The following is a 13,826-nucleotide window of genomic DNA, read 5'->3' as shown; positions in this document are numbered from 1 at the left end:
GGTCGGCATCAACGTCGACGAGATCCCTCAGCCGCACCGGCTCGCTGAGCGCGGTTGGTGATCCCGGTCTGAGGACCCAGGTCGCCGAGACTTGTTCTTCGCCTTAAGTCTGTTGCCGGCGTGACTTCTGGGGTGAACTAGTCGTTGCTGGGGCAGTACCCCAGTGAGGACTGGTCATCGGGGCGGTCGAGGTCATCGGGCGTCAGGCGAAGGGGAAGAACGTGAAGAAGTCGACGTAGGGTGCGATCGCCGCTGCGAGCGCTGCCGTGCTGCTGCTGGGTGGCGCCGGCTCCCTGGCTTTCTGGACCGACAACGGCACCGCGTCCGGTGGTGACGTCACCACCGGGTCCCTGTCGTTGAGCGAGGGCACCTGCGACGAAGGGTGGACCTATGCGTCCGGCGACGACGCCGGTAGCGCGGTGACCACGATCGTGCCCGGCGACTCCGTCACCAAGGACTGCACGTTCACGGTCAGCGGCAGTGGGGACCACCTGTCGGCGACCGTGGACGCGCCTTCCGACGTCACCTACACCACCTCGGGCGGCAGCCCGACGACGATGAACCTCACCGCCTCCGGCACCTACGACGTCGGTGGTACGACGATCGCAGACGGTGGCACCTTCGCGGTCAGCGACGGGCAGACGCTCACCGCTCATCTGGTGGTCACGTTCCCGTACGGCGATGCGGACGCGGTCAACGCCAGCGACACCCAGGGCATCACGGCGGCGCTCAACGAGATCACCGTGACGCTGACCCAGGCACAGGGTGCGGACAACCCGAACTGAGCGCCATGACTCTGACGACCGAACAACCGGTCGCGGATGAGGTGGACGCTGTCCCTGGGGGGAGCCGCGGCGCCGGCCGAGCAGTCCGTGGCGGCCTCGGCTGGCTCGGCCAGGTCATCGCCTGGCTGGTGATCCTGGGCGCACTGGCGGTCCTTGTCGTGGCCGTGCTGGTCCCGAGGCTCACCGGCGCGACGGCGTACACCATCCTGACCGGTTCGATGCGCCCTGGCCTGCCGCCGGGAACCCTCGTCGTGGCCAAGCCGACGGACCCGGGCCGGATCAGGATCGGGGACGTCATCACGTTCCAACTGCACTCGGGTCAGCCGGAGGTCGCCACGCATCGCGTCGTGGGGCTCGGGATGACGACGAAGGGTGAGCGGCTGTTCACGACCCGCGGTGATGCCAACGGGGCGAATGACCCGGCGCCGGTGCGTGCGGTCCAGGTGCGGGGTGTGGAGTGGTACTCGGTGCCGTACCTCGGCAGGCTCAACGTCTATCTCAACGGAGAGCAACGAGTCATCGGTCGGCTCGTCGCTGCCGGCGCGCTGCTCGGCTACGCCGTCGTCATGTTCCTCGGCGCGGTGCGCGACGGGTGCTCGACGCGGAAGCGCGTGGTCGCGACACGACAGAAGGGAGCCCCGTGATCGGTCTGTCGACCTGGCTATGTCGCGCAACGGTCGCCGGGGTGCTTGCCGGAGCACTGCTCGGTGCTCCGTCCCTTGCGCCGCCCGCGCGCGCCGCCGCGGATCCGGTCGGCCTGAGCGCCGACGGACGCTCCTGGAGCAACGATCTGCCTACGCCCCTGTTCAACCCCGCCCTACGCTGGGTGCCCGGCGAGAGCCGGACGTCTGCGTTGTGGGTCCGCAACCGCGGAGCGACCGATGCGGCGCTCGCCGTCACGATGCGCGTCGGCGACGCTGGCGGACTGCTCACGCCGGGCGCTGTCTCCTTGGCGTTCCGCGCCCAGGGTGGGTCCTGGCACGATGCTCGCCCCGGTGAGCGGGTGTCACTGGGCCGGCTGGCGTCCGGTGCCGTGCGGAGGGTCGAGGTGCGCGCCTCCCTCGCCTGGGCGGCCGGGAACGACACCATGCGCCGGCGGCTCGACTTCGACGTCGTCGTACGCCTCGATGGGGCGCCGGCCGCGGGCGCCGCGGCGGCGCAGCCAGACACGGGCGATGACGGCGGAGGCAGACTCCCCGACACGGGCAACCCGGTGCAATGGTGGCTCGTCGCCGCCGGAGCGCTGTCCGTCGGCATCGGCACCGAGCTGACCCGGCGGTTCCGCGGAGTGCGGGCATGAGACGCAGCATGCACCACGCCGCCGGTCGCGCCGATCACCGAGCAACAACACGTCGGGCCACCCGCTGGCGTGTGCGCGCGTCGCTCGGGCTCGCGGCCGCGTCGCTCGCCGTCGTCGCGCTCACCACCAACGGAAGCTGGGCGTTCTGGACCGACAGTTCGACGGTCACCGGCGGCGCCCTCACCGCCGGCACGATGGACCTGCAGCTGCAGACCACGAATCCAAACGGCGCGGTCGGGCTCGCGACCGCCTACAGCGCCAGCGACATCGCGGTCTCGGGACTGACACCGTCCGAGGCTCGTGCCTTTCCGGTCACGGTGAAGGACGTGGGGAACGCCGACTTCACCTATGCCGCCACCGTGACGCAGGGGACGTCTCCCAGCTGGGGATATGCCGCGGGGGACATCACCGTGCGCTTCTATGCGGGCACGCCCGACACGTCCGACACGACCTACCCCATCCAGCAGACCTGCGGCGGGACCGCCCTCACCGCGGCGGTGGCGGTCGGGACGAGTGGCACGACGGTGATCCCGTCGCGGCGCCTCGCTGCCGGTGCTTCCGAGTCGCTCTGCGTCGTCGTCACGATGGCCACCACCGCCAGCAACGCCGACCAGGGGCAGTCAGGGTCCCTCCGGTTCGACTTCACGGCGACGCAGGTGACGTCATGAGTCGCCGCCTCCGCATGCTGGCCGTGACGACGGTGGCCGCCACGGTGCTCGGGCTCTCGCGGGTGGGCGGGACGTACGCGGCGTACTCGGACACCTCGGCCGTGACGGGCGGCACCGTCGGCGCGGCCACGCTCGTGTCGCCGACGGTGGCCTCGAGCCCCTGCGCGGCGGCCAACAACCTGCTCGCGTCCACGGTGACCCTGAGGTGGAACGGTGTGAGCCCCGCCTCGGGCGTGAATCCACCCGCGTCTGCCTATGAGTACGCCATCTCGTTCTACAACCGGAGCACCAACGCGCAGGTCGGGTCCACCACGTTCCAGGCGCACTCCGGGGCAGCCGGGGCCGTGCAGTCCGTGCAGTACAACACCACGACTCTGGGCAACCTGCTCGGGCTGACGCTGTTCGGCAGCTATCAGTACCAAGTCCGCGTCCGGGCCCATCTCCCGGGCACGGGTTGGTATGGCGCCACGACTGTGTCCACCAACTTCAACCTCACCGTGACGCTGACGTTGGCGACGTACACCTGCGTGTGACGTGGCCGATGCGCCCGCCGGCAGCCTCCCGGCTAGGCTTCGCGCGTGTCCCTGACGATCGGAGTCCTCGCCCTCCAGGGCGACGTGCGCGAGCACGTCGCCGCGCTCTCCCGGCTGGGAGCCCAGCCGATCGCCGTCCGGCGCCCGTCGGAGCTCGAGGCTTGTGACGGGCTGGTGATCCCGGGTGGCGAGTCCACGACGATGGTCAAGCTGGCGCGCATCTTCGAGCTGCTCGAGCCGCTGCGGCAGCGGGTCAAGGACGGGATGCCGGCGTTCGGCACCTGCGCAGGCATGATCCTGCTCGCTGACCGCCTCGTCGACGGTGCGCCCGGGCAGGAGACCATCGGCGGGCTCGACATCACCGTGCGGCGCAACGCGTTCGGGCGCCAGGTCGACTCCTTCGAGGACGACCTCGCGCTCTCCGGCCTCGAGCAGAGCGTCCACGCCGTCTTCATCCGGGCGCCCTGGGTGGAGGACACCGGGCCGGGCGTCGAGGTGCTCGCCACCGCGGCCGGGCACCCGGTCGCCGTACGCCAGGGGAGCCTGCTCGCCACGTCGTTCCATCCCGAGGTCGCGAGCGACGACCGGGTGCACGGGCTGTTCGTGGACCTCGTCCGCGCCCGGTAGGCCGCGACCGTTCACACCGAGCGGCGTGGTGCGGTGAGCGCGGCGGCGGCCCGGTGCGTGATCTCGACGAGGAGCGCGCCGGCGGCGCCCACGACGACGGCGATGACCAGGCGCAACGCGGTGAGGTCGATGAGGAAGACCGGGTGCAGCGGCGGCACGACCACGATGATCGCGACCACGAGCGCCAGGGCGGCGACGAGCAGCAGTTTCCAGCCTGCCAGCGGCCGCGCCTGGACCAGCACGACCCACAGTCCGACGACGAGGACGACCAGCATGGCCGTCGTACGCCCTCCGTCGACGCCGCCGCCGTCGAGAAGGCGCGCGAGGAGATATCCGGTGTAGGCGCAGGCCCCGACCACAATCCCGACCGGCACCGCGAAGCGGAGCACGCGGCGCAGGAAGCCGGGGACGTACCGGGTCCGGTTGGGCCCGAGCGCCAGGAAGAAGCCGGGGATCCCGATCGTCACGCTGGCGATCAGCGAGAGCTGGATGGGCGCGAGGGGATAGGCCGACAACGTGAGGGCGGCGATGACGGCGAGCAACAGCGAGTAGGCGTTCTTGACCAGGAAGAGGCAGGCGGCGCGCTCGATGTTGGCGATCACCCGTCGCCCTTCGGCCACCACGTCGGGCAGGTGCGCGAACCGGCCGTCGAGCAGCACCAGTTGGGCCACGGCGCGCGTGGCCGGGGCCCCGTTCCCCATGGCGACGCCGATGTCGGCGTCCTTGAGCGCGAGCGCGTCGTTCACGCCGTCCCCGGTCATCGCGACGACGTGGCCGCGGCGCTGCAGCGCGGTGACGATCGCCCGCTTCTGGTGGGGCGCGACCCGCCCGAAGGCGCTGTGCTCGCCGATGACCGCGGCCAGCTCTTCGGGGTCCTCCGGGAGGGTGCGGGCATCGACCGCGTCGGCGGCGCCCGAGACTCCGGGCACGCCGACTGCCGCCGCGACGGCGCCGACCGTGCGCGGGTTGTCGCCCGAGATCACCTTCAGCGCGACGCCCTGCTCGGTGAAGTAGCGCATGGTGTCGGCCGCGTCGTGCCGGATCCGTTCGGCGAGCACGACGAGCGCCGCCGGTTGGAGGTACGACGGCAGCGACGGCGCGCCCCCGTCGGCCGCGCCACGGCCGGGCGCGGCGTCGGACCGGGCGAGGAGCAGCACCCGCGCGCCCTGCTCGGCGAGGGCGTCGGCGGCGCTGCGGGCCTGCTGCTGCGGGCCCGGCGTGGGTGCGGGCAACACCATCTCGGGCGCCCCGAGCACCCAGGTGACCCGGCCGCCGGTCACGACCGCCGACCACTTGCGGGCCGAGGAGAACGGCACCACGTCGGCGGCGCGCCAGGTGGGAGCGGGCATCGCGGCACCGATCGCGGCCGCTGTGGCGTTCGGGTCGCGGGCGGCCAACAGCGCCAGCGCCTGTTCGATGTCGGCCGCCGGGACCCCGAGGGGCTCGACCCGGTCGAACGCGACGTCTCCGTGGGTGAGCGTGCCGGTCTTGTCGAGACAGACCACGTCGACCCGCGCGAGACCCTCGACGGCGGGCAGCTCCTGGACGAGCGTCTGCCGGCGCGCCAGCGCGAGCGTTCCGAGCATGAAGGCGAGGCTGGTGAGGAGAACAAGGCCTTCGGGAACCATTCCGACGAGCGCGGCGACGGCGCCGGTGACCGCGTCCTGCCAGGTCTCGTTGTCGGTGCTGTGGAACTGGCTCCACAACAGCACCGGGCCGACGACGAGCATCATGACCGAGATCCAGCGAAGGATCCGGTTCGTGGCCGCCACGAGCTCGGAGTGGGTGACGGTGAAGCGCCGCGCCTCGGTGGCGAGCCGTGCGGCGTACGCCTCGTCGCCGACGGCGCCGGCACGGAACCGCCCGCCGCCGGCCACGGCGATCGCCCCGGACCGCACCTCGTCGCCTGCGGCCTTCGCGACCGGGTCCGACTCTCCGGTGAGCAGCGACTCGTCGACCTCGAGCCCGGTCGCCTCGAGGAGCAGGCCGTCGGCCGGGATCTGGTCACCGGCCCGGATGACGACGAGGTCGTCGGCGACGACGTCCTCGACCGCGATCTCGCCGAGGGCGCCGTCCCGGACGACCCGGGCGCGGGGTGCGTTGAGGATCGCGAGCCGGTCGAGGGTGCGCTTCGCGCGCACCTCCTGCACGACGCCGATGAGGGTGTTGGCGAGCACCACCAGGCCGAACAGGGCGTTCTGCCAGCGTCCGGTGACGGCGATGACGACGAAGAGGGTGGCGAGCAGGCCGTTGAACGGGGTGAGGACGTTGGCTCGCACGATGTGGAGCAGCGGTCGGCTGGTGCCGGTGTCCGAGGCGTTGGTGCGCCCCGCCGCCACCCGCTGGGCCACCTCCGCGGTGGACAGCCCGGAGGTCGACGTAGGTCGGCTCGGCGACGGCGACTCCGTCGCGTCCGTGCGCTCCGGCGACTCACTGGCCACGTCCTGACAGTAGCGGCACGCCCGGTTCCTGGGGTGCTCGGTAGAATGCAGCGGATCGCCGGGGCGGCGATCCGTACGACCGATCGCAGCCACGCGCGCAGATGCGCAGCAACCAGGACGGGGAAGAGATGAGCGGCCACTCGAAATGGGCGACCACCAAGCACAAGAAGGCGGTCATCGACGCGAAGCGCGGCAAGCTCTTTGCGAAGCTCATCAAGAACATCGAGATCGCGGCGAAGATGGGCGGCCCCGACCCGGCCGGCAACCCCACGCTCTACGACGCCATCCAGAAGGCGAAGAAGCAGTCCGTCCCCAATGACAACATCGACCGCGCCGTCAAGCGCGGCGGTGGGCTCGACGGCGGCGCGGTCGACTACACGACGATCATGTACGAGGTCTACGGACCGCAGGGTGTTGCGCTCCTCGTGGAGTGCCTGACCGACAACAAGAACCGCGCCGCGATGGAGGTCCGCACCGCCGTCACGCGCAACGGCGGAACCATGGCCGACCCCGGCTCGGTCTCGCGGCTCTTCAACCGCAAGGGCGTCGTCGTGGTGCAGAAGAGCCAGGAGGGCAAGGAGGTCACCGAGGACGACGTCCTCGAGGCCACCCTCGACGCGGGCGCCGAGGAGGTCAACGACCTCGGTGAGGCTTGGCAGGTCGTGTCCGAGGCGAGCGACGTCGTCGCGGTGCGTACGGCGCTGCAGGCGGCCGACATCGACTACGACTCCGCCGACGTGGAGTTCGTCGCCAGCATGGACATCCCGGTCGCCGACGCGGCCGCCGCGGGCAAGGTCTTCAAGCTCGTCGACGCGGTCGACGACCTCGACGACGTGCAGAACGTCTTCACCAATGTCGACGTGCCCGACGAGGTCATGGCCGAGCTCGAGGACGCCTGAGCAGCCTGTCCAGGAGTCGACGCAGGGCCCGACAGCGACGTGCTGGCGGGCCCTGCGTCGTCCCGGGCCCGCGTGTCGTACGACGGCCTGTCGGAGGCACCGGATAGCGTGGCGCTGCGAACAGGCGTTCGACGGCAGGCGAGAGCCAGGAGAGGGACGGTGGCGTCGTGAGGGTGCTCGGGATCGATCCCGGCCTGACCCGTTGCGGGATGGGCGTCGTCGACGGTGAGCTCGGCCGGCCGCTCACACTCGTCGACGTCAACGTGCTCCGCACGTCCTCGCAGGTGCCGGTCCCGGAGCGGTTGGTCACGATCGAGAAGGGCATCGACGCCTGGCTCGACGACTACCGTCCCGACGCCGTCGCCGTCGAGCGGATCTTCGCCCGCTCCGATGTCAGCACCATCATGGGCACGGCCCAGGCGAGCGGACTCGCCATGGTCTGCGCGGCCCGTCGGGGGCTCCCGGTCGCGCTCCACACGCCGAGCGAGGTGAAGGCTGCCGTCTCCGGCAACGGACGCGCCGACAAGGCGCAGGTCGGTGCGATGGTGACCCGCATCCTGCGGCTCCCCGCCATGCCGAAGCCTGCCGACGCCGCGGACGCGCTCGCGCTCGCGATCACCCACATCTGGCGCGGTAGCGCCCAGGCACGGATCGATGCGGCCCTGTCGCGGGCCGCGCAGACGCGGCCGGGACGGGCCGCTGGGAAGGCAGTTCGATGATCGCGTTCGTGCGGGGGCGGGTCGCCGCCGTGACCCTGTCCAGTGCCGTGCTCGAGGTGGGGGGAGTGGGCCTCGAGCTGCAGTGCACTCCCGGCACCCTTGCCACCCTCCGCAGCGGTGCGGAGGCGACGCTGCCGACCAGCATGGTGGTGCGGGAGGACTCGCTCACCCTGTTCGGCTTCGTCGACGAGGAGGAGAAGAGCCTCTTCGAGCTCGTCCAGACCGCCTCCGGGGTCGGCCCGAAGCTCGCGCAGGCGATGCTCGCCGTGCTCTCCCCGGACGGCATCCGGCAGGCGATCGCCGCGGACGACGTCAAGACCCTCACCAAGGTGCCCGGGATCGGCCAGAAGGGCGCCCAGCGGATCATCCTCGAGCTCAAGGACCGGGTCGGCCTGCCGTCCGGCGGGCGTGCTACGTCGACCGCGCCCGCTGCCGCGCCGTGGCGCGACCAGGTCGCGGAGGCGCTCGTCGGACTCGGCTACAACGCCAAGGACGCGGACAAGGCCGTCGAGGCCGTGAGCGACCAGGCCGGTGACACGCCCGACATCTCGACGCTGTTGCGTGCGGCTCTCCGCACGCTGTCGAAGGCCTGATCGTCGTGCCGTTCCACGAGGACGAGCTCGAGGCGGCCGAGGAGGCGCACTTCGAGTCGCTGGCCACGCCGTCGCTCACGGCCGCTGAGGCGGAGGGCGACGAGCGCGCCGTCGAAGCGGCGCTGCGCCCGCGCTCGCTCGACGAGGTGGTCGGGCAGGCTCGGGTGCGTGCCCAGCTCGGGCTCGTGCTCGAGGCCGCACGGCAGCGGGGACGGACCCCCGACCACGTGCTGCTCTCCGGTCCTCCCGGGCTCGGGAAGACCACCCTCGCGATGATCATCGCGGCGGAGATGTCGTCGCCGCTGCGACTGACCAGTGGCCCCGCGATCACCCATGCCGGCGATCTGGCCGCCATCCTCTCGGGGATGAACGAGGGCGACGTCCTCTTCGTCGATGAGATCCACCGGATGTCGCGCCCTGCCGAGGAGATGCTCTACATGGCGATGGAGGACTTCCGGGTCGACGTCGTCATCGGCAAGGGGCCGGGTGCGACCGCGATCCCGCTCGACATCCCGCCCTTCACGCTGGTCGGCGCGACCACCCGCGCCGGTCTGCTGCCCGGCCCGCTGCGCGACCGCTTCGGCTTCACCGGCCACCTCGAGTTCTACGAGCCCGACGAGCTCGACCTGATCGTCCGCCGCTCCGCGGGCCTCCTCGGCGTGGAGCTGACCGACGAGGGGGCCGCCGAGATCGCGTCCCGCTCCCGCGGCACGCCCCGGATCGCCAACCGACTGCTGCGCCGGGTGCGCGACTACGCCCAGGTGAAGGCGGACGGGATCGTCACTCACCCGGTGGCCCAGGCAGCGCTCGACCTCTACGAGGTCGACCCGCTCGGCCTGGACCGCCTCGACCGCGCCGTCCTCGACGTCCTCTGCCGTCGTTTCGGCGGCGGCCCCGTCGGCATCTCGACACTCGCCGTGGCGGTGGGGGAGGAGCGGGAGACGGTCGAGGAGGTCGCCGAGCCCTTCCTGGTCCGCAACGGCTTCCTGGCCCGTACGCCGCGGGGCCGGGTCGCGACCGCGGCCGCCTGGAGCCATCTCGGGCTGAGCGCACCGCCCGGCGCGGCCTTCGGGGACGAGGCGCTCTTCGACGAGTGACGTCCCGGCGTACGCCGTCGGCGGCTGCGCGCGAGGAGACCGTGACCAGGGCGTGACCGGCGCGCGAGCGTGCGATTCGTGAAGGCGTCTGTTGCCCTGGTTACACTTGCCCGTCGGTCGGACCCCCGGCCCCGTTCCCCATCTTTGGTTGGAGATTCGTTCCCCGTGGCCACGCTGCTCCCCTTCCTCGTCATCATCGTCGCGTTCTGGTTCCTGCTGATTCGGCCTCAACAGAAGAAGCAGCGTCAGGTCCGCGAGATGCAGTCGACCCTGGCGGCCGGTGACGAGGTCATGCTGACCTCCGGCATCCTCGCCACGGTGGCCGACGTCACCGACGACCACATCCTGGTCACCATCGCCGAGGGCGTCACCGTCAAGGTGGTCCGCGCGGCGATCGGCCAGGTGCTGCCCAAGGCTCCCCTGGAGACCGAGGAGCCCGAGGAGTCGGTGAGCCTCGAGAAGACCGCCGACACCACCGACGCGACCGACGTGACCGGCGCCGCCGAGGCGGAGGCCCAGCCGGTGACCCAGCGGGAAGAGAACGAGTAGACATGGCACGCAAGACCGCGCGGCCCGGACGCACCCTGGCGGTGTTCTTCCTGGCCCTTGCGATCATCTACGCGCTGGTGGCCGCCGGCGGGTCGTGGAAGCCCGAGCTCGGGCTCGACCTGCGTGGCGGGACCGAGATCGCGATGACCGCCAAGGCCACGGACGGTGGCTCCGTGAGCCGTGACAGTCTCAACGAGGCCCGCGACATCATCGACCAGCGGGTCAACGGGAGCGGCATCACCTCCGCGCACGTCACGACCGAGGGCGGCAACGTCATCAAGGTCAGCATCCCGGGCTCGGGGGCCGTGCAGCGTGAGCTCGCCGAGCGCGTGCGCCAGACCGCCAAGCTGCGGTTCCGGTTGGTGGCATGCTCACCGAACGCCGGGTGTGGGGGCGCGGCGGCGTCGAGCACGTCCGGTCTGAGCCAGTCGCTCCCGAGCGGTGCGGCGTCCAACGGCGCCAACCGTGCCCCGGTCGCGTTCGACGACAAGTCGGGCGCGAGCGGCTCGCCGAGCCCCTCGAGCAAGCCGTCGGCCACGGCGAACGCGTCGAGCAGCGCGTCGTCCAGCCCCTCCGCCTCCGCCTCGGCCAGCCCCTCGACGACGTCTGGCAGCAGCAGTGACAACGCCGTCGTCTCGGTCGACTCCGCGGTGAAGTTCATGCGCAGCGTCCCGCAGGCATGGCAGACGAAGTACGCCAGCTTCAGCTGCCCGACCACGGGCAGCAAGCAGGTCGTGGACGACCCGTCGAAGCCGCTCCTGACCTGTGACGCCCAGACCCACGAGAAGTACCTCCTCACTCCGGCGATCATCGAAGGGTCCCAGATCAGCGACGCCGACTACGGCATCCCGCAGAACGCCGTCGGCGCCAACTACGCGGTCACCCTCGACTTCCACGGCAAGGGCCGCTCCGCGTTCGCGGACGCCACCGGTGCCATCGCCGGCACGGGTGAGCTGTTCGCCATCACGCTCGACGGCTCGGTCATCTCCGCGGCGACCGCGGACAGCCGGATCAACGGCAGTGCCCAGATCACCGGCAGCTTCGACCAGGAGACCGCCAAGTCGCTGGCCAACAACCTGAAGTACGGCTCGCTGCCGCTCGACTTCCCCCAGGACAGCATCCAGACCCGCAACGTCGGTCCCTCGCTCGCCGGCAACCAGCTCCATGCCGGACTGTGGGCCGGGGCCATCGGCCTGCTCTTGGTGATGATCTTCTGCCTCATCTACTACCGCGGCCTCGGCATCGTGGTCGTCGGCTCCCTGCTCGTGGCGGGCCTGGCGACGTACGGCATGGTGCTGCTGCTCAGCAAGACCGCCGGCGTCACCCTCGACCTGCCCGGCATCGCGGGCCTCATCGTGGCCGTCGGCATCACCGCGGACTCGTTCATCGTCTACTTCGAGCGCATCCGTGACGAGATGCGCGACGGCAAGTCGATGCGCGTCGCGGTCGACGCCGGCTGGATCCGGGCGCGGAACACCTGCCTGGCGGCCGACGCGGTCTCGTTCCTGGCGGCGCTGACGCTCTACATCTTCGCCAGCAACGAGGTGAAGGGCTTCGCGTTCATGCTGGGCCTCTCGACGGTCATCGACCTGATCATCTTCTTCTTCTTCACCCACCCGACGGTCAAGCTCCTCTCCGGTGTGCGGTTCTTCAACCGCGGCCACACGCTGTCCGGGCTCGACAAGGAGGCTCTCGGGATCGGGGGCGTCGCCATGGGAGGCAAGGCCTGATGAGCAAGCTCACCCGCTTCGGCGGCGACCTCTACTCGGGCCGCAGGTCGATCAACTTCGTCGGCCGTAGGTGGCTGTGGTACGCCATCTCCGCCGTCATCGTCCTGGTCGCCGTCCTCGGTCTGACGGTGAAGGGGATGAACCTCGGCATCGACTTCAAAGGCGGCACGCGCTACACCGTGACCGTCTCGGGTCAGGCGACGCAGTCTCTGGCCGACCAGCTGCGCGACGCGGTCGGCTCGACGGGCGTGCCGGAGGCCGAGACGCCGACCGTCATGACCGCCGGCGACCACTCGGTCGTCATCGAGACCAAGACGATCGATGAGGCCTCGACCGACGACGCGAAGGTCACCGACGCGATCACCACGACGGCCCACGTCAAGGCCAACGACATCAGCCGTGTCGGGGTCGGTGCCAGCTGGGGCAAGCAGGTCGCGACGAAGGCCGCGACCGGGCTCGTGGTCTTCCTGATCCTGGTCGTCCTCTTCATCTGGGCCTACTTCCGGCAGTGGAAGATGTCCGTGGCGGCCGTGGTGTCGCTGGCCCACGACGTCATCATCACCGTCGGTGTCTACGCCTTGAGCGGGTTCGAGGTGACGCCGGCGACGGTCACCGGCTTCCTGACGATCCTCGGCTTCTCGCTCTACGACACGGTGGTCGTGTTCGACAAGGTCCGGGAGAACACCAAGAACCTGCGCGCCACGCGGCGAAGCTACGCCGAGGCGGCCAACCTCGCGCTCAACCAGACCCTGGTCCGCTCGGTCAACACCTCGATCGTCGCCCTGCTCCCGGTGCTCGCGATCCTCTACGTCAGCACCGTGCAGCTGGGCGCCAGCACGCTGAAGGACATCGCGCTCGCGCTGTTCATCGGCATGGCGGCCGGGACGTACTCCTCGATCTTCATCGCGACCCCGCTGCTGGTGCACCTCAAGTCCGGCGAGAAGGAGGTCATCGACGCCGAGCGCCGGGCCCGCGCCCGGCTCAAGCAGGCGGACAAGTACGCCGACGTGCCGGTGTTCACCGACAACATGGCGGTCGAGGACGAGCCCGCCGAGCTCGCCGAGGCAGGTGCGAGCGAGGAGGCGGAGACCGCTGCCGTCGATGACTCCGAGCCGGCCGGCAGCCGCACCGGCTCCCACCCGCGCACCGACGCGATGGGCCGAGGCCGCACCGCTCCGACCCAGCACCGCCCCGTCCGCGAGAGTGGGGCGTCGGGCCGGCCCCAGCCCAGCCGCAAGTCTCGATCGAAGCGTGGGAAGTGACCGCCGACGTGACGTCGCCGGTCCTCGATGAGCTGCTCGCCCGGCTCGTCGCCGACGTCCCCGACTTCCCGCAACCGGGGGTGCTCTTCAAGGACATCACGCCGCTGCTGGCCGACCACGACGGTTTCACCCAGGTCGTCGACGCGCTCGCCGCACCCGGCCGCGATGAGACCGGCGCGACGGCGGTGACCAAGGTGCTCGGGATGGAGTCGCGCGGCTTCATCCTGGGCGCTCCGGTCGCGCTGGCGCTCGGCGTCGGCTTCGTCCCGGTCCGCAAGGCCGGCAAGCTGCCCCGGGAGACCTTCGCGGTCTCCTACGCCTTGGAGTACGGCGAGGCCACCCTCGAGGTCCACCGCGACGCAGTCGCGCCGGGGGAGCGCGTCCTTCTCGTCGATGACGTGCTGGCCACCGGCGGCACCCTCGAGGCGACCCGCCAGCTCGTGAGCCGATGTGGCGGGGTCGTCGCCGGCGTGTCCGTGCTCATGGAGCTCGCCGCGCTCGGCGGACGGGCCGCCGTGAGCGGGGTCGAGATCACCTCGCTCCTGACCGTCTGAGGGACGCCTCGACGACGCGTCTTGGGCAGAGTCGGCCTCACGCGCTGGCCGTGGCCTACTAGACTCGGC

15 protein-coding genes are annotated in these 13,826 nt (G+C 71.0%); 14 read left to right on the top strand and 1 reads right to left on the bottom strand.

What is annotated here, in order from left to right:
• Positions 1-245 precede the first annotated feature (245 nt).
• Genes AB3X52_RS13815 through pdxT form a run of 6 tightly spaced genes read left to right on the top strand, consistent with a single transcriptional unit; the run spans position 246 to position 3,913 of the window.
• A complete protein-coding gene (locus tag AB3X52_RS13815) occupies positions 246-785 on the top strand; it encodes an alternate-type signal peptide domain-containing protein (RefSeq protein WP_367994673.1) in 540 nt (179 codons plus the stop codon).
• A 5-nt stretch (positions 786-790) separates the two neighbouring features.
• Positions 791-1,429 (top strand): signal peptidase I, encoded by a 639-nt coding sequence (locus AB3X52_RS13810; protein WP_367994667.1) that lies wholly within the window; start codon positions 791-793, stop codon positions 1,427-1,429.
• Positions 1,426-2,085, top strand: coding sequence for a hypothetical protein (locus AB3X52_RS13805; protein WP_367994666.1), 660 nt, complete (start codon positions 1,426-1,428; stop codon positions 2,083-2,085). The genes AB3X52_RS13810 and AB3X52_RS13805 overlap by 4 nt, the downstream gene beginning before the upstream one ends.
• A complete protein-coding gene (locus AB3X52_RS13800) occupies positions 2,082-2,753 on the top strand; it encodes a hypothetical protein (protein WP_367994665.1) in 672 nt (223 codons plus the stop codon). The genes AB3X52_RS13805 and AB3X52_RS13800 overlap by 4 nt, the downstream gene beginning before the upstream one ends.
• Positions 2,750-3,286: a hypothetical protein gene (locus AB3X52_RS13795; RefSeq protein ID WP_367994664.1), complete on the top strand. Its 537-nt coding sequence runs from the start codon at positions 2,750-2,752 to the stop codon at positions 3,284-3,286. The genes AB3X52_RS13800 and AB3X52_RS13795 overlap by 4 nt, the downstream gene beginning before the upstream one ends.
• Positions 3,287-3,331: 45 nt before the next feature.
• Positions 3,332-3,913: a pyridoxal 5'-phosphate synthase glutaminase subunit PdxT gene (gene pdxT, locus AB3X52_RS13790; RefSeq protein WP_367994663.1), complete on the top strand. Its 582-nt coding sequence runs from the start codon at positions 3,332-3,334 to the stop codon at positions 3,911-3,913.
• 11 nt (positions 3,914-3,924) lie between these two features.
• Here the strand turns inward: pdxT and AB3X52_RS13785 are convergent, their stop codons facing one another.
• Positions 3,925-6,354 carry an HAD-IC family P-type ATPase gene (locus AB3X52_RS13785; protein WP_367994662.1) on the bottom strand — a complete coding sequence of 810 codons (2,430 nt, stop codon included), beginning with the start codon at positions 6,352-6,354 and terminating at the stop codon, positions 3,925-3,927.
• Positions 6,355-6,482: 128 nt separating this feature from the next.
• On the opposite strand from AB3X52_RS13785, the gene AB3X52_RS13780 reads away from it, so the two are divergent.
• The 8 genes from AB3X52_RS13780 (at position 6,483) to AB3X52_RS13745 (ending at position 13,757) form a co-directional block, all read left to right on the top strand.
• Positions 6,483-7,253, top strand: a complete 771-nt coding sequence (locus AB3X52_RS13780) for a YebC/PmpR family DNA-binding transcriptional regulator (RefSeq protein ID WP_367994672.1) — start codon at positions 6,483-6,485, stop codon at positions 7,251-7,253.
• Positions 7,254-7,420: 167 nt separating this feature from the next.
• On the top strand, positions 7,421-7,972 hold the full coding sequence (gene ruvC / locus AB3X52_RS13775) for a crossover junction endodeoxyribonuclease RuvC (RefSeq protein WP_367994661.1): 552 nt from the start codon (positions 7,421-7,423) through the stop codon (positions 7,970-7,972).
• Positions 7,969-8,565 carry a Holliday junction branch migration protein RuvA gene (ruvA, locus tag AB3X52_RS13770; protein WP_367994660.1) on the top strand — a complete coding sequence of 199 codons (597 nt, stop codon included), beginning with the start codon at positions 7,969-7,971 and terminating at the stop codon, positions 8,563-8,565. Before ruvC ends, ruvA begins: the two co-directional genes overlap by 4 nt.
• A 5-nt stretch (positions 8,566-8,570) precedes the next feature.
• Positions 8,571-9,662: a Holliday junction branch migration DNA helicase RuvB gene (ruvB, locus tag AB3X52_RS13765; protein WP_367994659.1), complete on the top strand. Its 1,092-nt coding sequence runs from the start codon at positions 8,571-8,573 to the stop codon at positions 9,660-9,662.
• Positions 9,663-9,827: 165 nt separating this feature from the next.
• Positions 9,828-10,211 carry a preprotein translocase subunit YajC gene (gene yajC / locus AB3X52_RS13760; protein WP_367994658.1) on the top strand — a complete coding sequence of 128 codons (384 nt, stop codon included), beginning with the start codon at positions 9,828-9,830 and terminating at the stop codon, positions 10,209-10,211.
• 2 nt (positions 10,212-10,213) lie between these two features.
• Positions 10,214-11,941: a protein translocase subunit SecD gene (gene secD, locus AB3X52_RS13755; protein ID WP_367994657.1), complete on the top strand. Its 1,728-nt coding sequence runs from the start codon at positions 10,214-10,216 to the stop codon at positions 11,939-11,941.
• Positions 11,941-13,203: a protein translocase subunit SecF gene (gene secF / locus AB3X52_RS13750; RefSeq protein ID WP_367994656.1), complete on the top strand. Its 1,263-nt coding sequence runs from the start codon at positions 11,941-11,943 to the stop codon at positions 13,201-13,203. The genes secD and secF overlap by 1 nt, the downstream gene beginning before the upstream one ends.
• Positions 13,200-13,757, top strand: a complete 558-nt coding sequence (locus AB3X52_RS13745) for an adenine phosphoribosyltransferase (RefSeq protein WP_367994655.1) — start codon at positions 13,200-13,202, stop codon at positions 13,755-13,757. The genes secF and AB3X52_RS13745 overlap by 4 nt, the downstream gene beginning before the upstream one ends.
• Positions 13,758-13,826 lie beyond the last annotated feature (69 nt).

Source organism: Nocardioides eburneus (assembly GCF_040838215.1).
GTDB classification, from domain to species: domain Bacteria; phylum Actinomycetota; class Actinomycetes; order Propionibacteriales; family Nocardioidaceae; genus Nocardioides; species Nocardioides eburneus.
The sequence above is the reverse complement of the archived record's forward strand: the minus strand, read 5'-3'. Positions and strand labels throughout refer to the sequence as shown.

Coding starts and splice junctions, on each gene's coding strand:
- ruvA (WP_367994660.1), top strand. CDS start 7,969: ATGATCGCGTTCGTGCGGGGGCGGGTCGCCGCCGTGACCCTGTCCAGT.
- secD (WP_367994657.1), top strand. CDS start 10,214: ATGGCACGCAAGACCGCGCGGCCCGGACGCACCCTGGCGGTGTTCTTC.
- AB3X52_RS13795 (WP_367994664.1), top strand. CDS start 2,750: ATGAGTCGCCGCCTCCGCATGCTGGCCGTGACGACGGTGGCCGCCACG.
- secF (WP_367994656.1), top strand. CDS start 11,941: ATGAGCAAGCTCACCCGCTTCGGCGGCGACCTCTACTCGGGCCGCAGG.
- AB3X52_RS13810 (WP_367994667.1), top strand. CDS start 791: ATGACTCTGACGACCGAACAACCGGTCGCGGATGAGGTGGACGCTGTC.
- AB3X52_RS13800 (WP_367994665.1), top strand. CDS start 2,082: ATGAGACGCAGCATGCACCACGCCGCCGGTCGCGCCGATCACCGAGCA.
- AB3X52_RS13780 (WP_367994672.1), top strand. CDS start 6,483: ATGAGCGGCCACTCGAAATGGGCGACCACCAAGCACAAGAAGGCGGTC.